Annotated in this window: 17 protein-coding genes; 8 read left to right on the top strand and 9 right to left on the bottom strand. The window is 65.9% G+C overall.

Translation table 11 applies throughout. The features are described from left to right. The coding region (locus tag V6M48_RS11605) for an ABC-F family ATP-binding cassette domain-containing protein (protein WP_332812684.1) at window positions 1-1,435 on the top strand (1,435 nt) is incomplete at its 5' end. A gap of 50 nt (window positions 1,436-1,485) precedes the next feature. Here V6M48_RS11605 and V6M48_RS11610 read toward each other — a convergent pair. From V6M48_RS11610 to V6M48_RS11620, 3 genes are all read right to left on the bottom strand, one after another. Beyond that, window positions 1,486-1,863, bottom strand: coding sequence for a YbaN family protein (locus V6M48_RS11610; protein ID WP_332812685.1), 378 nt, complete (start codon window positions 1,861-1,863; stop codon window positions 1,486-1,488). A 74-nt stretch (window positions 1,864-1,937) separates the two neighbouring features. Continuing rightward, entirely contained in the window at window positions 1,938-2,627 is a 690-nt protein-coding gene (locus V6M48_RS11615; protein ID WP_332812686.1) for an SDR family NAD(P)-dependent oxidoreductase, read from the bottom strand. A 78-nt stretch (window positions 2,628-2,705) separates the two neighbouring features. After that, entirely contained in the window at window positions 2,706-3,848 is a 1,143-nt protein-coding gene (locus tag V6M48_RS11620; protein ID WP_332812687.1) for a pyridoxal phosphate-dependent aminotransferase, read from the bottom strand. Window positions 3,849-4,121: 273 nt separating this feature from the next. On the opposite strand from V6M48_RS11620, the gene V6M48_RS11625 reads away from it, so the two are divergent. Further along, on the top strand, window positions 4,122-5,333 hold the full coding sequence (locus V6M48_RS11625; protein WP_332812688.1) for a dienelactone hydrolase family protein: 1,212 nt from the start codon (window positions 4,122-4,124) through the stop codon (window positions 5,331-5,333). 560 nt (window positions 5,334-5,893) lie between these two features. Here the strand turns inward: V6M48_RS11625 and adh are convergent. The 4 genes from adh to V6M48_RS11645 all read right to left on the bottom strand — a co-directional run bounded on the left by adh (window position 5,894) and on the right by V6M48_RS11645 (window position 9,731). Beyond that, window positions 5,894-7,414, bottom strand: a complete 1,521-nt coding sequence (gene adh, locus V6M48_RS11630; protein WP_332812700.1) for an aldehyde dehydrogenase — start codon at window positions 7,412-7,414, stop codon at window positions 5,894-5,896. A gap of 248 nt (window positions 7,415-7,662) precedes the next feature. Then, window positions 7,663-7,956, bottom strand: coding sequence for a hypothetical protein (locus V6M48_RS11635; RefSeq protein ID WP_332812689.1), 294 nt, complete (start codon window positions 7,954-7,956; stop codon window positions 7,663-7,665). Between the two features lie 266 nt (window positions 7,957-8,222). Then, complete coding sequence (locus tag V6M48_RS11640; protein WP_332812690.1) at window positions 8,223-8,741, bottom strand: DUF1993 domain-containing protein; 519 nt, start codon at window positions 8,739-8,741, stop codon at window positions 8,223-8,225. Between the two features lie 114 nt (window positions 8,742-8,855). After that, complete coding sequence (locus V6M48_RS11645) at window positions 8,856-9,731, bottom strand: VOC family protein (protein WP_332812691.1); 876 nt, start codon at window positions 9,729-9,731, stop codon at window positions 8,856-8,858. 164 nt (window positions 9,732-9,895) lie between these two features. On the opposite strand from V6M48_RS11645, the gene V6M48_RS11650 reads away from it, so the two are divergent. Both V6M48_RS11650 and V6M48_RS11655 read left to right on the top strand, forming a co-directional pair. Beyond that, the gene (locus V6M48_RS11650) at window positions 9,896-11,191 is read left to right on the top strand and encodes a Rieske 2Fe-2S domain-containing protein (protein WP_332812692.1); all 1,296 of its coding nucleotides are present in this window, start codon (window positions 9,896-9,898) and stop codon (window positions 11,189-11,191) included. 50 nt (window positions 11,192-11,241) lie between these two features. Next, a complete protein-coding gene (locus V6M48_RS11655) occupies window positions 11,242-11,697 on the top strand; it encodes a MarR family winged helix-turn-helix transcriptional regulator (RefSeq protein WP_332812693.1) in 456 nt (151 codons plus the stop codon). A gap of 16 nt (window positions 11,698-11,713) precedes the next feature. On the opposite strand, the gene V6M48_RS11660 is transcribed toward V6M48_RS11655, so the two are convergent. Then, window positions 11,714-12,706 (bottom strand): ABC transporter substrate-binding protein, encoded by a 993-nt coding sequence (locus tag V6M48_RS11660; protein ID WP_332812694.1) that lies wholly within the window; start codon window positions 12,704-12,706, stop codon window positions 11,714-11,716. A gap of 25 nt (window positions 12,707-12,731) precedes the next feature. Next, a complete protein-coding gene (locus V6M48_RS11665) occupies window positions 12,732-13,898 on the bottom strand; it encodes a Gfo/Idh/MocA family protein (RefSeq protein WP_332812695.1) in 1,167 nt (388 codons plus the stop codon). Window positions 13,899-14,031: 133 nt separating this feature from the next. Between V6M48_RS11665 and V6M48_RS11670 the strand changes: the two genes are divergently transcribed. The 4 genes from V6M48_RS11670 to V6M48_RS11685 form a co-directional block, all read left to right on the top strand. Continuing rightward, window positions 14,032-15,327: a Gfo/Idh/MocA family protein gene (locus tag V6M48_RS11670; protein ID WP_332812696.1), complete on the top strand. Its 1,296-nt coding sequence runs from the start codon at window positions 14,032-14,034 to the stop codon at window positions 15,325-15,327. 62 nt (window positions 15,328-15,389) lie between these two features. Beyond that, the gene (locus V6M48_RS11675) at window positions 15,390-16,709 is read left to right on the top strand and encodes an aromatic ring-hydroxylating dioxygenase subunit alpha (protein ID WP_332812697.1); all 1,320 of its coding nucleotides are present in this window, start codon (window positions 15,390-15,392) and stop codon (window positions 16,707-16,709) included. Beyond that, window positions 16,706-17,215, top strand: coding sequence for an aromatic-ring-hydroxylating dioxygenase subunit beta (locus tag V6M48_RS11680; protein ID WP_332812698.1), 510 nt, complete (start codon window positions 16,706-16,708; stop codon window positions 17,213-17,215). Before V6M48_RS11675 ends, V6M48_RS11680 begins: the two co-directional genes overlap by 4 nt. Then, window positions 17,212-17,783 (top strand): alpha/beta fold hydrolase (locus V6M48_RS11685; RefSeq protein ID WP_332812699.1); only part of this gene is annotated, 572 nt, incomplete at its 3' end. The genes V6M48_RS11680 and V6M48_RS11685, both read left to right, overlap by 4 nt.

Below are 17,783 nucleotides of genomic sequence, written 5' to 3' on the forward strand. Positions count from 1 at the left end.
CAGCTTCTCGGGCGGTTGGCGGATGCGGGTTGCGCTCGCCGCCTTGCTGTTTTCGGCGCCGGACCTGCTGCTGCTCGACGAGCCCTCGAACCACCTCGACCTCGAGGCGGTGCTGTGGCTCGAGGATTTCCTCAAGAGCTACCGCGCGACGATCCTGGTGGTCAGCCACGAGCGCGACTTCCTCAACAATGTCGTCGACCATATCCTTGCGCTCGAACGCGGCAAGCTGACGCTCTATCCCGGCGGCTACGATGCGTTCGAGCGGCAGCGCGCGGAACGCCAGGCGCAGCTCGCCTCGGCGCGCGAGAAGCAGATGGCCGAGCGCGAGAAGCTCAAGGACTATATCGCGCGCAACTCGGCGCGCGCCTCCACCGCCAAGCAGGCGCAGTCGCGCCAGAAGGCGCTCGCGCGGATGCAGCCGATTGCCGAGATGGTCGACGATCCGTCGCTGTCGTTCGGCTTCCCCAATCCGCAAGAGCTGCGCCCGCCGCTGGTCACGCTCGACATGGCGTCGGTCGGCTATGGCGAGACGCCGATCCTGAGCCGCCTCAACCTGCGGCTCGACCCCGACGACCGGATCGCTTTGCTCGGCCGCAACGGCAACGGCAAGACGACATTGGCGCGCCTGCTCGCCGCCCAGCTCGCGCCGATGGAAGGCGAGGTGACTCGCAGCCAGAAGCTCAAGGTCGGCTATTTCACCCAATATCAGGTCGACGAGCTCGACGGCTCCGACACGCCGCTCCAGCATATGGCGCGGCTGATGAAGGGCATGACGCCGGCGGCGGTGCGCTCGCAGCTCGGCCGCTTCGGCTTTTCCGGCGACAAGGCGCTGACCGAGGTGCGCAAGCTTTCGGGCGGCGAGCGGGCGCGGCTGGCGCTGGCGCTGATCACCCGTGAGGCGCCGCACCTGCTGATCCTCGACGAGCCGACCAACCACCTCGACGTAGACGCGCGCGAGGCGCTGGTGCAGGCGCTGAACGGCTATTCGGGCGCGGTGGTGGTGGTCAGCCACGACCGCCACATGCTGGAGCTGATCGCCGACCGGCTGGTGCTGGTCGACGACGGCACCGCGCGCGAGTTCGACGGCAGCATCGAGGATTATACCAATTTCGTGCTCGCCAAGGATTCCGGCGCGGCCAAGCGCGCGCCCAAGACCAACCGCAAGGACGAGCGGCGCGCGGCCGCGGCGGCGCGCGAGAAGGGCCAGGCGCTGCGCACCCGCGCCAAGGCGGCGGAAGCGGAGATGGCCAAGCTGACGGCGCTGCGCAGCGCGATCGACCGCGCGACCTTCGATCCCTCGGCGGCGCCGAAGGAGCTGGCCGATCTCACCACCACCGAGCTGATGAAAAAGCGGGCCGAAGTGCAAAGGCAGCTGGCCGCGGCCGAGGCTTCATGGATCGAGGCGAGCGAGGCGCTGGAGCAACTGGCCGCCTGACGATCCTCTAAACCAGGGCGGGATGCGATCGATTGGATTCGCATCCCGCTCTATAGCCGTTCGTTTTCAGCCACAGCCACGGTTGGCAAGCTGGCGATCCACCAGCTTCCGACGATCGCGACCGCCAATGGGATCAAGTTCCACCAGGCGGGGAGGGCGATCACGCCGGCCGTCGCGCTGACCGCAAATGCGATCCAGGCGGCGCGTTTGCCGGAGCGGCTGATGGCGCGGGATTCACGCCAGGCGTGGATGTGCGGGCCGAAATGCTTGTGCCGCAACAGCCAGAGCTCGATCCTGGGGCTGCTCCTGGCGAAGCAGAAAGCAGCCAGCAGCACGAAGGGCACGGTCGGGAGCAGCGGGAGGAACACGCCGGCCGTCCCGAGCCCGAGGCTCATCATCCCTCCGCTGAAGAAGAACAGACGGCGCATATCGCCTCATAACGGTTCGAGCCCGGATCGTGTCGAGAAGCTTTTTCAGGTCGGCGTGAACCCGACAACCCAGTTTAGCCGCCGAACGGTACCGAGATCGCGTCCCTCTCGTTGAAGAGCTGCCAGAAGCGGTCCGCGACCGCGTCCGGGTCGACCGTCGCGTTGCCCTGGTCGGCGGCGCTTCGCTGGACCGTCCCGAGCACGACGATTTGCCCGACGAAAATGCCCGCCGGCGCGAGCCGATAATGGAGGACGTTTACCGCTTTATATTGGGCGGCCTTGCTCACCGCGAAGCCCATATAGTCGATCCGGGCCGCCATCTCGTTGATCCGGGGGTCGTCGGTCGCAAAGCTGCCGCTGGTGACGAGCACCGCGCCGCCTGTGCTTTCGAGGTCGGGGAGCGCCGTCTGGACCGCTGTCATCAGCCCCGTCACCGCCACGTCGAACGTCGTATGAAGCTCGTCCGGGGACGCGGTCGTCAGGTCCCCGGCGGCGGTCGAATAGGGGTTCCAGTGCAGCACCTCGACCGGGCCGATATCCGCTTGTACCTGCCGCACCATGGCCCGCGTCGCCGCCTGGTTGCCGAGATCGCAGCTATAGGATCTGGCGGTGATGCCTTCCTCAGCGAGCTTGGCGGCGCCGGCGCCGGTCCGCTCGGCGTTGCGCCCGACGAGCGCGACCTCATAGCCTTCGCGCCCGAAGCGCCGTGCCATCGAGTGCGAGATTCCGGGGCCGTAGCCGGCGACGATGATGGCATTGGGCATGGCAGGCTCCTCTCATCCCTCAGACCATAAAGGAGCCGACGGAGCTTGGCTCGGGCAAAGCGTCCGGCCGATCGCCGGTCAGCGATTCTCGGCGTGCCGCGCTTCGAACCAGGGCGCCATCCGCCCCACCGCATCCGCCACCCGATCGGTCGAGACCGCGAAGCTGAAGCGCATGAAGCGGTGCCCGTCGACCGGATCGAAATCCACTCCCGGCGCGGTGGCGACGCCCGTGTCCTCGAGCAGCCGTTGGCAGAAAGCGAGGCTGTCGTTGGTGAGATGGCCGATGTCGGCATAGATGTAGAAGGCGCCGTCCGGCGGGGCGATGCGCTGCAGCCCCATCCGCGGCAGCGCGTCGAGCAGCAAGGCGCGGTTGGCGCGATAGGTGTCGAGATGGCCCTCGAGCTCGTCGCGGCTGTCCATCGCGACCAGCCCGGCATGCTGCGACAGCGATGGTGGCATCAGGAAAAGATTGCCCATGCGCGCACGCGCCGCAGCGACGAGCTCTGGCGGCACCACGATCCAGCCCAGCCGCCAGCCCGCCATGCTGTAATATTTCGAGAAGCTGTTGACGACGATCGCCTGTCCGTCATGCTCGAGGATCGAGCGTGCCGCGGCGCCATAGGTCAGGCTGTGGTAGATCTCGTCGGAAATAATGCGAATGCCGCGCTCAGCGCAGACTTCGGCAATCGCCGCCATTTCCTCGTCGGTGACCACCGTGCCGGTGGGATTGGCCGGGCTCGCCAGGATCAGCCCATCGGGCGGCGGGTCGATCGCCGCGAGTTGCGCCGCCGTCACCTGGAAGCGCTCGGCGTCGCCGCAGGCGAGCTCGATCGGGACCATGTGCAGCGCCTTGAGCGTATTGCGATAGGCGACGTAGCCCGGCCGCGCGAGTGCGACCCGCGCGCCTGGTGCGAAGGCGCACAGCAAGGCGAGCACCAGCCCCGGCGAAGCGCCGCAGGTGAGCAGCACCTGCTCGGGATCGACGGCGACGCCATAGGCCTCGTCATAATGGCGGGCGATCCGGGCCTTGAGCGAAGGGCTTTCCCAATAGCCCATCGCATCCTCGTCGAGGATCCTGTGCGCCGCGGCGATCGCCGCGCGCGGCGCGCCGGTCGAGGGTTGGCCGAACTCCATGTGGATGATCGAGCGGCCCTCCGCCGCGAGGCGGTGCGCGAGGCGGCTGATCGCAATGGCGTGGAAGGGGTCGATCTCGGCGGTCATCGGAGCGGCTGCTCTAGAGCCTGATCGTTTGAGGTGGAAGCGCTTCGCGCGCTTCTGCCGAGAGCGTGAATCAGGCTCTCTTCATATAGTCAGATCTTGATTCCCGCTTCAGGCTCAATCAGCCTGAAGCGATCAAGATCTGCGGGCGTGAAGCTGCGACGCCAGATTTATTTGCATGAGACTAAGCTTGGCGTCTCCGATGAGGTTGGTTAGTCCTATGCGGCGCCGATCGACGAGATCCTCGTCGATGGCGCGCAAGCCGGAGGACAGGGCATGGGTGAGTGGATCGACATCTCAGGCAGCGACTTCAAGGGCTATCTGGCCTTGCCGGCGTCCGGCTCCGGCCCCGGCATCCTGCTGCTGCAGGAGATTTTCGGGATCAATCAGAGCATGCGCGACGTCGCCGATCTCTATGCCGAGGAAGGTTATGTCGTGCTCGCGCCCGACCTGTTCTGGCGCATCGAGCCGGGCATCGAGCTCGGCTACAGCCCGCCGGAGATCGAAACCGCTCTCGGCTATTTCAACCGCTTCGACGTCGACCAGGCCGTCGAGGACAGCCGGCTTGCGCTGCAGGCTCTACGCGCGCGTCCCGAATGCCGGGGAGGGGTCGGCGCGCTCGGCTTCTGCCTTGGCGGCACCTTGTCCTATCTTGCCGCGGCGCGCACCGATGTCGATTGCGCGGTGGGTTATTACGCCGTCGGCCTCCAGGGCAGGCTCGAGGAAGCGGCGCGGATCGAGTGCCCGGTGGTCCTCCACTTCGCCGAGCAGGATCGCATGCTGCCTCCCGAGGAGCGGATCAAGGTCGAGCAGGCGCTCGCCGCCAAGCCCAATATCCAATGCTACGTCTATCCCGGCTGCGACCATGCCTTCGCCGCGCCCGGCCGGCCGGAATATAATCCGAGCGCCACGGCGATCGCGCACACGCGCTCGCTGACCTTGTTCCGCCGCGCGATCGGCCCGCATTACGATCTCGAGGCGCTGTGGGAGCAGCATACCGCGCTCGAGTTCGCGGTGCGCGACGCCGAGGCGACCATCAAGACGATGGTGCCCCAGCCCTATGTCAACCATATCCCGACGATGACCGGCGGCGTCGGCCACGACGATCTGCTGCGCTTCTACCGCGACTTCTTCATCGCCCACATGCCGCTCGACGCGACCTTGACCCCGGTCTCGCGCACGGTCGGGGTCGACCGGCTGGTCGACGAGTTCATCTTCTCGTTCACCCACGACGTCGAGATCGACTGGATCCTCCCGGGCATCGCGCCGACCGGCAAGAAGGTCGAAGTGGCGATGCTCGCGGTGGTGCGTTTCCGCGGCGACAAGCTCTACAACGAGCATATCTATTGGGATCAGGCCTCGGTGCTGGTCCAGGTCGGCCTGCTCGACGGCACCAACCTCCCCGTCCTCGGCGCCGAAGCCGCACGCAAGGTGCTCGACAAGACGTTGCCCTCCAATCGCCTGATCAAGGACTGGGCCGCGAACTGAAGCCCCAATCATTCCTCTCCTCGATTTCGAGGGGAGGGGGACCGCGAAGCGGTGGAGGGGCTTGTTCCTGTCGTAAGCGGGGTCGCGAGGAGCCCCTCCACCACCCTGCGGGTGGTCCCCCTCCCCCGGAAAGCCGGGGGAGGAATAGGCGCCGGAAGCCCCAATCATTCCTCCCCCAGTTTTCTAGGGGAGGGGGACCGCGAAGCGGTGGAGGGGCTTGTTCCTGGTCGAGGGGGCTCGCTCGAAAAAGCTCGGTGGCCCGGGCGAGAGCGCGCCGGGCCTGCCGGCGACATAAAGATTAGTTCAGGGAATCCATGAACTTAGTGGTTGTACCGAGCCGCCCGCATCCCCACATCCTCGCTATCGTTCAACAATCGAAAGGAGGTGGTTTGATGTCTCATTGTCATATGCCGATCACGGCAGTCAGCATGGGCACGGCCTCCAACGCCCGGAGCTTCATCGTCTGACCAGCCTTGGTTGGCTGACAATGGAAAGGCCGCCCTTCCGGGCGGCCTTTCGCATTTTGGAGAGGGCGACCTGCGTGCTGGCGACGCCGCCGCTCAGAAGAAGCCCAATGCTTTCGGGCTGTAGCTGACCAGCAGATTCTTGGTCTGCTGATAATGGTCGAGCATCATCTTGTGGTTCTCGCGGCCGATGCCCGACTGCTTGTAGCCGCCGAACGCGGCATGCGCCGGATAGGCGTGGTAGCAATTGGTCCAGACCCGCCCGGCGTGGATATTGCGGCCCATCCGGTAGGCGCGCGTTCCGTCGCGGGTCCAGACGCCGGCGCCGAGGCCGTACAAGGTGTCGTTGGCGAGCTCGAGCGCCTCGGCATCGTCCTTGAACGTCGTCACCGCCAGCACCGGCCCGAAAATCTCCTCCTGGAAGACGCGCATCTTGTTGTGGCCGTGGAGGATGGTCGGCTCGACATAATAGCCCTCGGCGAGATCGCCGCCGAGCTGAGCGCGTTTGCCGCCGGTCAGCACCTTGGCGCCTTCGCCCTCGCCGATGGCGATGTAGGAGAGGATCTTCTCGAGCTGCTCGTTGCTCGCTTGCGCGCCGAGCATCGTATCGGCTTCGAGCGGATTGCCCTGCTTGATCTTGCGCACCCGAGCGACGGCTTTCTCGATGAAGCGGTCGTAGATGCTTTCCTGGACCAGGGCGCGGCTGGGGCAGGTGCAGACCTCGCCCTGGTTCAACGCGAACATCGCCAGACCCTCGAGGGCCTTGTCGAGAAACTCGTCGTCCTCGGCCATCACGTCGGCGAAGAAGATGTTGGGCGATTTGCCGCCAAGCTCGAGCGTCACTGGGATGAGGTTCTCGGTGGCATATTGCATGATCAGCCGCCCGGTCGAGGTCTCGCCGGTGAACGCGATCTTGGCGATCCGCTTGCTCCTGGCGAGCGGCGCGCCGGCCTCCAGCCCGAAGCCGGTGACGACGTTGATCACGCCCGGCGGCAGCAGGTCGGCGATCATCTCGACCAGCACCATGATCGACATCGGCGTCTGCTCGGCCGGCTTCAGGACCACGCAATTGCCGGCGGCGAGCGCCGGCGCGAGCTTCCACGTCGCCATCAGGATCGGGAAGTTCCACGGGATGATCTGGCCGACGACGCCCAATGGCTCGTGGAAATGGTAGGCGACCGTGTCGCGGTCGATCTCCGCGATCGAGCCTTCCTGCGCGCGGATGCAGCCGGCGAAGTAGCGGAAATGGTCGATCGCCAGCGGCAGATCGGCGTGCGTGGTCTCGCGGATTGGCTTGCCGTTGTCGATCGTCTCGACCAGCGCGAGGATGTCGAGCTTCTCCTCCATGCGGTCGGCGATCTTGTTCAGGATGCGCGCGCGCTCGGCAGGGGAGGTGGCGCCCCATTTGTCTTTGGCGGCATGGGCGGCGTCGAGCGCGAGCTCGATATCGGCCGCGGTCGAGCGCGCGCTGCGGCACACCGGCGCGCCGGTGATCGGCGAGGGGTTGTCGAAATAGGCGCCCTCGACCGGCGCGACCCATTTGCCGCCGATGAAATTATCATATTGATCGCGCACGACCAGATCGGCGCTAAATTGCTTGATCGCCTGTTGCAGCATGATCCGCTCCTCTTCGTGCCGCCCGTGGACCGGGGGCTTGTTCAATATTGGGAGCTCGGCACCGCGCGCATCCGATGGCTGCGCGCGAGCGCAAAGCGGAAGCGGCGAGAATATTGGTCTTTGCGCGCGCGGACAAGCGCGATTGCCCGGCAGCGGGCGGCTACAGCCTTGAGCCAAAAGAAAGCGCCCGCGACGATCTCTCGTCGCGGGCGCCATTCACGTCGTCCCGGTTTGCCGGGAACGGGCAATTACTTCAGCTTGCGCACCTCGGCGAGCGTCAGCGTGGTCGTCGCGACCGACTTGTTCTTGGCGGTGATCGTCGAGATCGGGACGATCGCGAAGCGGCCGTCGACGATGACCGACGCCGAAACCGGGGTGCCGTCCTTCGACTTGTAGATGCGGCTGACCCGGCCGACGCGGCGGCCGTCGGCAGTGCTCAGCACGGTGCCGACGCGCAGCTCGGAGGCGGGCGATGCGACGGCGGTTGCGGCCGAGGCTTCGGTCTCGGCCTGGGCGGCGACGGGAAGGGCAACAGAAAGCAAGGCAGCGCAAGCAAGCAAAATTCGCATGTATCGACTCCGAGGAATGATGCGCCCACCGGCGCATTGGAAAATCAGATGATCGGGCAAGGAAGCCGATCATCGCAGCCCCCGTTCCACCGCGTAGCGCAACGGGGGTTGTGCGAACCTCCCATTGACCGAGCGATTGGTGAAGCGCGAGTGCAATGTAGGATGGGGCAGATGCATCTTTTGCATCCGCCCTGTTTGGCCGGCCGGCTGGTTGGTCGACTAACCGGCCGACGGCCGCCTTAGACCGTCCGCCAGACCCCCATGAAATCGCGCTTGCCGATCTGCACGCCCTTCATCCGCATGATGTCGTAGGCGGTGGTGGCGTGGAAATAGAAATTGGGCTGCGAGAAGGACAAGAGGAAATTCTCGGCGGTGAAGTCGGCGCGAAGGCCGGGCAGCTCGAAGCACATCGGGCGGCCTTCGAAGCCGTCGATCTCCGCCGGGTCGAGCGCGGCGAGGGCGCTCTGCGTGTCGGCGACGAGCTGTTTGAGCTCAGCGAAGCTTTCGGGCCAGGGGGAGCGGTCGGGTGAGAATGTGCCCCTGCGGATACCCTCGACCGCGCCGATCGAATGCGTTGCGGTCGCGCGGACCTGATAGGCGAACGGCAGCATATCCTCGATCAGTCGCGCTTCGATCATCTCTTCCTCAGGGATGCCTTTTTCGGCGCAAAAGGCCTGGGCCTTGTCGAGCAGAGCGTCGACGGCGCCGAGCAGTTGCTGACAGGAAGGAATGGTTGCGGCGTAGAGGGAAATGGCCATGCGTGTTTCACCTGCTGATGTTTTGGGCTGATGTTGTGGTGCGTGTTCGATAGCGCGGCCTCACGGCGGCGTGAAGCGGGGTAGATCCTCGCCGGGTATCGGCGAGGATCTTCGCTAGTGCGCCTGCCCGCGGTCGTGGCCCCAGAGGCTGGTCGTGTCGTAGATCTCGGGCACCCAGACCGAATCGTCGATCTCGCGCGCGCCATAGCCATATTCGACCTCGAAGCCGGACGGCGTCTCCATGTAGAAGGACAGCATGTGATCGTTGCTGTGCTTGCCCAGCGTCGAGGCGATGCGAATGCCCGCCTTCTTCACCCGGTCGAGCGCTTCGCCGACATTGTCGAAGTCGGCGACCTGGACCATGAAATGGTGCAGCCTGCGCGGCATGTCGATCGGCACCAGCGCGAGGCTGTGGTGGCGCGGATTGCAGTGGAGGAAGACCGCGCGCAACGTGACCGGGCCGATGTTCATGTCGATCGAGTCCGACAGGCGGAAGCCGAGCAATTCCTCGTAGAAGCGGCGCGCGGCCGCGATGTCCGAAACTGCGATCACGAGATGGCCGATGCCGCGGCCGTCGGTGACGAACGCGCTGACGCCGAGCGGCGAGCGGAACGGCTTTTCCGCCCGCGCTTCGCGGCCATGATAGAGCTCGCAGCGCAGCCCGTCCGGATCGTTCGTGCGCAGCAGGCGGCCGACTCCGCGCTCCTTGGCGAGCGCCTGATCTTCCTCGACCGCGAAGCCGTTTGCGCGCAGGCGGGTCGCCAAACTCTCGAGCTCGGCTTCGCTCTCGGCCTCGAAGCCGGCGAACGAGAGGTCGTCGGCGCCGCCCGGCTCGACCGCGATCCGCCACGGCGCCTCGTCGGCGCGGAACCGCAGCCCGTCGGCGTCGTCCGCGGCCAATTCGAGCCCCAATATGTTGGTCCCGAACTCACGCCACGCGTCGAGATCGGAGACGCTCACGCCGAAATAGCCAAGCGCGGAAACGGCCATCCTCACCTCCATTTTTTGCCCGCTTATGGCCGCGATCCTAGCACGGATCATCCCGTCGGCGCACGCGAGGTTACTGGACAAATCGCATCCTAGCGAATATTGCTTCGATATCGAAGTCATTTTGCGCGCCCTCGGGTGGCGCGGCCGCAGCGAGGCAGGACGACGTGAGCCCAGAAGACAATGAACTGATGTGCCTGGTGGAGGGCGATGCCCCGATGGGGCGGATCATGCGCGCGCATTGGCTGCCGGTGTGCATGAGCGAAGAGGTCGCCGAGCGCGACGGGCCGCCGGTCCGCGCGCGCCTGCTCGGCGAGGATATGGTCGCGTTCCGTGACAGCGAAGGCCGGGTCGGCGTCCTCGCCGAGGCCTGCCCGCACCGCGGCGCGTCATTGTTCTTCGGCCGCAACGAAGAGGGCGGCCTCAGGTGCCTCTATCACGGCTGGAAGTTCGACACCGAGGGCAACGTCCTCGACATGGCGTGCGAGCCCAATGCCGAGCGGATGTGCGTCGGCATGCGCCACCGCCATTATCCGGTGCACGAGGCCGGCGGCTTCGTCTGGGCGTGGCTGGGCGACCCGGCCGAGGTCGCCCCGTTCCTGACCCCGGCCTGGGCGCCGACCGAGGATACCAGGATCAGCATCGTCAAGATGCACGTCGCCTGCAATTGGGCGCAGGTGCTCGAAGGATCGATCGATTCGGCGCATAGCTCGAGCCTCCATTCGACCAACATCCCCGCCGCCGACGGCATCGGCGGCTCGACCGCGACCGGCGACACCTGGGCGCGGCCGACGGTCGATAAGGCGCCGCGGATGGAATATGAGCTGACCGATTACGGCTTCCGCTACGTCGCCTTGCGCCGGCCGATCGTGCGCGAGGAGAGCGAGGTCTACGTGCGGATGACGATCTTCGTCGCGCCGTTCACCGTGCTGATCCCGCCGAACAACCAATATCATCTCTCGCAGATGCTAGTGCCGATGGATGACGGCAATTGCATGTTCTACTGGGTTGCCTGGCACGAGACCAAGGGCATCGAGCAGGACGAATGGCGCCGCTTCTGCGCGGCGCTGCCCGGCATTGACCTTGATCCCGACTTCCGGAAGCTGCGCAACGCCGGCAACAATTATATGCAGGACCGCGAGGCGATGAAGCACGGTGATTTCACCGGCATCAAGGGCATCCCGACCCAGGACATGGCGATGTGGGAATCGATGGGCCGGATCGCCGACCGCACCGCCGACAAGCTCGGCGCCAGCGACTTGGCAATCATCCAGTTCCGCAAGCAGATGCTCGCCGCCGCGAGGAAGGTGCGCGACGGTGGCCCCCCGATCGGCGCGACCGAGCCGCGCACGCCGCCGGTGACCTTGCGCTCCTACGAAGGCGTGATCCCCAAGAGCATGGACTGGAAGACGCTCGATTTCGCTGCGTTCGAGGCGCATCGGATCCGGCCGGAAGCGGCGTGAGCCCCATCCAGGCTGTTCCTAAGGCAATCCGGGCTGTTCCTGAGGCAAAAATGTCGACCAAGCTTCCGGCGCAGCGCAGCCTCGGGCGGCAGGTGCGCGCCAGCCATCGCGGCTTCGATCGCCTGCTGAACGCGCGGCTCACGCCGCTCGGCCTCAAATCGGGCTTCTGGTATTACCTGCGGGCGTTGTGGGAAGAGGACGGCGTGACGCAGAAGCGGCTCAGCGACCTCACCAACGTCACCGAGGCGACCACCGTCAGCCTGATCAACGACATGGTTGAGGCCGGGCTGGTCACTCGTGAGCGCGAACCCGACGATCGCCGCAAGCTGCGCATCAGCCTGACCGAAAAGGGCCGCGCGCTCGAGGAGCAATTGATGTCGCACGCGATCGACATCAACGTCATCGCCTCGAAAGGCATCCCGCGCGACGAGCTCGAGACCTGCCTCTCGGTGCTGATCCGCATGACCGCCAACCTCAACCTCGAGCTGCAGGAAGGCGAAGGGTAGGGGAGGTCCCTACCGCTCAGATTTTCGCCGCCTCCAAAGTCTCGGGCGCGAACAGATCCTCAGGCGCCAGCCGCTTCGGTGACAGCCCCTGATCGTGGTGGTAGCGCAGGAAGGTGTCGAGCACCTTGCGGTTGGCGTCGAGGCCGTAGGGCCACCAATCCTCGCCCATCAGTGCGATCGTCTCGTCGACCGCGGCGACCTGCCAGGGGAGCGACGTCTTGAGCGCGGCGCCGATCTTGAGATCCTCATAGGCGATCTGCTGCGCGGCGACGAAGGCGTTGTAGAGCGATCGCGCGATCCAGCGGTTGCTCTCGTAGACGTCGCGGCGGATCGCGATCACGTGCATGATCGGGAACAGGCCGGTCTTGCGATAATAAGCCTTCTCCTCGCTGACCGGATCGTCGAACAGCCGCCGCACCGCGTCGGGCCGGCTGTGGAAGGTGCTCGGGATGCGCGGTGCGTGCAGCGCGTCGATCTCGCCCTCGGCGAGCATCTGCGAGAGCGTCTTGTCGGACGGGATCGGCTGGATCTTGATCTTGTCGGGGAGGTCGAGCTTGAGCTTCTCGTCGCGCCCCGGCTGCTCCTCGCCGCCGGTGAAATAGGTGGGCGACGAGGCGTCGACGCCATATTCGTCCTCGAGGATGCCGCGGATCCAGACCGGCGCGGTCATCTGATATTCGGGGACGCCGATCCGCTTGCCGGCGAGGTCCGACGGCTTCTCGATCCCGCTCTTGGTCGAGACGAAGATGCAATTGTGGCGGAACGAGCGCGACATGAACACCGGCAGCGCGATGAAGCGCTGCGGGTCGCGGCTCAGCGACACGGTGTAGGAGGACAGCGACATTTCGGCGACGTCGAACTCGCCGTAGCGCAGCATGCGGAAGAAGGTCTCCTCGACCGGCAGGTTCATATAATTGAGATCGATCCCTTCGGGCCGGATGCGCCCGTCGGCGATCGCGCGGATGCGGTCATAGTCCCAGCAGGCGAAGCTCAATTTTATGCGGGTCATAGGCGTCCTTCCTGGCGAATCATCCTTAGGGGTCGAGCGGGGCGATAGCGATTTCGCGGCGCTCGTGCGCGGATTGGCGCAGCGCCGCGCAGGCGGCGATCGTCGCGGCGCCCCAGCGTGCGTCGTGCAGCGGCGGAATGCCGTCGCGCACCGCCGCAACCGCCTCGTCGAGCACTTCGGCGCGCGCGCTCCGCGGCGGGCCGAGCGGATGGATGCGGGTGCCGTTCGGGCCATATTCGTGGACGGCGGTGGGGGTGGGGCGAAAATCGGCGCGCTCGCAGCTGACGATCAGCTGGCCGAAATGCTCGTGGTGCGGCGGCGCGGCGGCCGCGTCGATCCCGCGCGCGCCATAGGCCCGGCTCATCTTGAGCGCGGTCTCCTCGGCGCCGGGGCCGGGGAGCGGCGGCCGTCCCGCGATCGCGCCGGGCTTCTTCGGCGTGCCGAGCTCGGAGATCCAGCCGCACAGCTCGTCGCTGTCGAAATTGCCGTAGCCGCTGTAGGTCAGCGACGCGAAGGCTCCGTCGGCGAAGGCGAGCGAGGCGGTGTACGCGCCCTCGCTCGGCCGCGCCGCATCCCAATCGCCGATCCGCGCGAACACCGAGCGGAGCTCCGACCCGGCGAGCCGCCGGACGATGTCGATCTGGTGCGCCGCCTGGCTGAACACCACGCCGCCGCCCTGCTCGGGGTCGAGCTCCTCGGATCGCCGCGGTCGGTGGAGGAAGTCGGTGTAGGTGAGCATGCTCATCATCCGCACCCGGCCGTAGGCGCCGCTTTCGATCAGGCTCCGGATCAGCGCGATCGGCGAGTCGTAGCCGTGACTCGGGCCGACCATCATGTGCACGCCGGCGGCTTCCGATGCCGCCACCATCGCCCGGCATTCCGCGAGGTCGAGCGCCATCGGCTTCTCGACCAGCACATGCTTTCCGGCCTGCGCTGCCGCGATCGCCTGCGCGGCGTGGAAGGCGTGCGGCGAGGCGATGTAGATCAGCTCGACCGCATCGTCGGCGCAGAGATCGGCGAAATCTGCATAGGCGCTGCCGCCGAACTCGGCGGCGAAGCGCTCGCGCGCCTCCGGGCGGGGATCGGCGGCAGCGACCAGGCGGATGCGCGGATGGTGGAGCAGCCCCGGCAGGGTCAGCATGAAGCCGCGTCCAAGCCCGGATACGCCGATCCGAACGGGCTCTTCTGTCATCACCTTCCTCGGGAGCTGTCACCGCCGGCGGCCCAAAGACATTCTGGACAAAGCCGGCCCGGGCGGATAATTACTTCGGTATCGAAGTGCATGTCAAATTGGGGGCTCGACACCCCGGGGGCGGGAGGCACGGATGGCTACGACCGAGACGGCGGCGAGATCTGACCATGGCGCCGACGGCAAGATCCTGCGGATCGGCATCATCGGCCTTGGTCAGGCATCGGGACTCGTGCTGAACTGGGAACGGCAGGACATCAGGACCTTGCCGATCCGCTTCACCGCCGCCGCCGACCTGCGCCGCGAAGCGCTCGACCAGTTCGCCAGGGAATATGACGCGGAGGTCTACACCGACGTCGAGGAGATGTGCCGCAGCCCGAACGTCGACGCGGTCTACATCGCCTCGCCGCACGAGCTCCATATGGAGCATACGATCATCGCCGCGCGCAACGGCAAGCACGTGCTGTGCGAGAAGCCGCTGTCCTTGTCGGCGGGCGAGGTCGACGCGATGATCAAGGCGTGCGACGACAACGGCGTCTCGCTGATCGCGGCGCACAGCCACGCGATGGACGCGCCGATCCGGGCGATGCGCGAGGTGATCGCGAGTGGCCGCCTCGGCCCGCTCCGCCATATCAACGCGATCAACTATAATTTCTTCAACGCCCAGCCCTGGCCGACCCGCGAGCTGCAGATGTGGCACGGCGACCTCTACAATCAGGGTCCGCACCAGATGGACATCATCCGCTACCTTGGCGGCGGAATGGTCAAATCGGTGCGCGCGCATATGTGGTGGGACCATCTGCGCGACGTCGAGGGCGGCTATTCGGCCTATATCGAGTTCGAGGGCGGCGCGGCGGCGAACGCCTTGTTCGACTGGCGCGGCTATTTCGACAGCACCTGCTACACCTGGGGCGCGAGCGAGGGCGGCTGGGCGCAGGATCCCGGCTCGTGCGGCTTCGTCCGCAACAATATGGTCAAATTGCTCGCCGAAAAATCGCCCGACGAGGCCGAGGCTGAGCTGTGGAAGCTCAAGAACGACCTGCGCTACGGCGGGGTCAGCGATCTCAACGCCTTCCAGCATTGGGGCTATGCGCCGGTCAGCGAAGGGTTCGAGCCGTTCCCGGAGCCGGTGCAGCCGTTCTTCGGCCTGATCATCGCCGCCTGCGACCGCGGCATCATCCGCCAGTCGGTGAAGGGCCTCTACGTCCACGGCGACGACGGCGTCGAGGAGATCGAGGTCACCGGCCATTCGGGGCGTGCCGCCGAGTTCATGCAGGTCTATGATGCGGTGTTCAACGACACGCCGAGCTTCCACGACGGCCGTTGGGGCAAGGGCACGGTCGAGCTGTGCCAGGCGATCGAGCAATCGGCCAAGGAGGGCCGGGCGGTCGAGCTGAAATATCAGGTTCCGGTCGGAGACGAGCCCGCTTAAGCTGAAACCAGGACCGTCAAGATCGGCCGTATAATTCGGCCGGAAATAATGCGGAGAGTGAGATGGCGACGCTATTGAAGGACTCGCGACGGCTCGGCGAAGACGAGATCAGGGGGCTGGTCGATCCCGACCGCGGCATCGTCAGTGGTCGGGTGTTCACCGATCCCGACGTCTACCAGCTCGAGCTCGAGCGCATCTTCCTCAAGAGCTGGTGCTTCCTCGGCCATGAATCGCAGATCCGCAATCCGGGCGATTTCTTCGTTTCGGCGATCGGCGAGGACCGGGTCATCGTCGTGCGCGGCGAGAATGGCGAGATCAACGTGCTGCTCAACAGCTGCCGCCATCGCGGCCTGGCGGTCTGCGGCACCGACCGCGGCAACACCTCGATGTTCATCTGCCCCTACCATGGCTGGGGCTATGCGCGCGACGGCAGCCTGCTTGCGGTGCCTTTGCTCAAGGAAGCCTATCACGGCAATCTCGACAAGAGCGCGATGGGTCTCGTCCGCGTGCCCAATGTCGCAAGCTACAAGGGCCTGATCTTCGCCAATTGGGACGAGGATGCTATGCCGCTCGAGCAATATCTCACGCCCGAGCAGATGTGGTATCTCGATCTTCCGCTGGTCGGAGCCTTGGGTGGGCTCGAGGTGATCGGCCCAGTGATGAAATACCGGATCAGCACCAATTGGAAGCTCGCTTCGGAGAACTTCGCCGGCGACGATTATCACGTGCTGACGACGCACGGCAGCGCGTTCAAGATCGGCTTCCTGCCGCCCTATGACATGGTCGCCGACTATATCGCTTATTTCGACAACGGCCACGGCATGGGCGACATCCCCAAGCCCGGCCGCGCGCTGCAGAACGACCTCCAGATGGCGCAGATGTTCGGACCCGAGGGGGTGGAATATGTCCAGGCCTATAACCAGCGGCTAAGCGAGCATCTGTCGGCACGCCAGGCCGAGATCCACGGGCTCGGCGAGGGCAACATCTTCCCCAACATGTCGTGGATCAAGTTCGGCTGCTTCCATGTGCTCGGCCTCTATTCGTGGCATCCCAAGGGACCCAACGAGCTCGAGGTCTGGCAGATCTGCCTGTTCGACTCAGCCGCGCCGCTCGCGATCCGCGAGTTCGCCCGGACCCAGATGTCGCAGGAGAATGCCGCCGGCGGCATCTTCGGCCCCGACGACGGCGAGAATTTCGAGCGCATCAGCGAGGCGCTGCGCGGCAAAGTCACCGGAGGATCCAACCTTCATTATGCGATGGGCGTCGGCCACGACGGCGAGCTCGAGGTCGAGGGGCTTCCCGGCCATCTGGGCCCGCATTTCTCCGAGCAGAACCATCGCAATTTCTATCGCCACTGGCTCAAGCTGATGACCGCGGAATGAGCGCGGTGAACGGCTATAGGCACGAACTGAAGGCCGAGATCGAATCCTTCCTGTACCACGAGGCGCGGCTGGTCGACGCCTATCGCTTCGACGAATGGCTGGACTTGTTCGCCGAGGACGCGCGCTACTGGATGCCGGTGGTCGAGACGCTCGAGGGCGATACCGACAGTGATCCCGTGCAGGGCCAATGGGCGGTGATGGAGGAGGGCAAGGCGTTCCTCGCCAAGCGGCTCGAGCGGATCAAGTCCGGCATGGCCTATGCCGAGCTGCCGCGCTCGCGCACCCGGCGCGTGATCGGAAACGTCCTCGTCGAGGGCGAGGGCGACGAATTGACCGTCCATTCCAACTTCATCCTGTTCCAGGGACGGCGCGACAAGGACGGCGATTTCTTCGTCGGCCGCCGCGAGGACCGGCTGCGGCGCGCGGGCAACGGCTGGTTGATCGCCGAGCGCAAGGTGTTCCTCGACCACCGCGTGCTGCCGCGCGCCGTCTCGGTGTTCATGTGAGCGCTTCCTTCTGGGTCGAGATGCTCGGCGCCGAGGTCCGCTTCACTGATGCCGGAGGCCATCGCACGCGCAGCCTGGTCGCCGGTGCGGGCGATCCGGTCATCCTGCTGCACGGCATCACCGGCCATGCCGAAACCTGGACACGCAACCTCAACCCGCTCGGCGCACACCATCGGCTGCACGCGCTCGACATGCTCGGCCACGGCTTCACCGCCAAGCCGGACATCGATTACGATGTGCCCGCGCTCGGCCGCCACGTGCTTGCCTATATGGATGCCTGCGGCATCGATCAGGCGATCGTCGGCGGCCAGTCGTTGGGCGGGTGGGTCGCCGGATGGATCGCGGTCAATCACCCCGATCGCGTGCGCGGCTATGCCTCGATCACCGGCGCCGGGCTCGAAGTGTCGGAGGATGCCGCCGAACTGTCGCGCAAGGTCGGCGCGAAGGTCGCGAGCGCGACCAGCAAGGCGACCGGAGCGCCGACCCGCGAGAGCGTGCGCGAACGGCTCGAATGGCTGATGTTCGACAAGAATGTGGTCACCGACGAGCTCGTCGACACCCGCTTCCG

Origin of the sequence: Sphingomonas sp., from assembly GCF_036677245.1 — a bacterium.
Taxonomy (GTDB): Bacteria; Pseudomonadota; Alphaproteobacteria; order Sphingomonadales; family Sphingomonadaceae; genus Allosphingosinicella.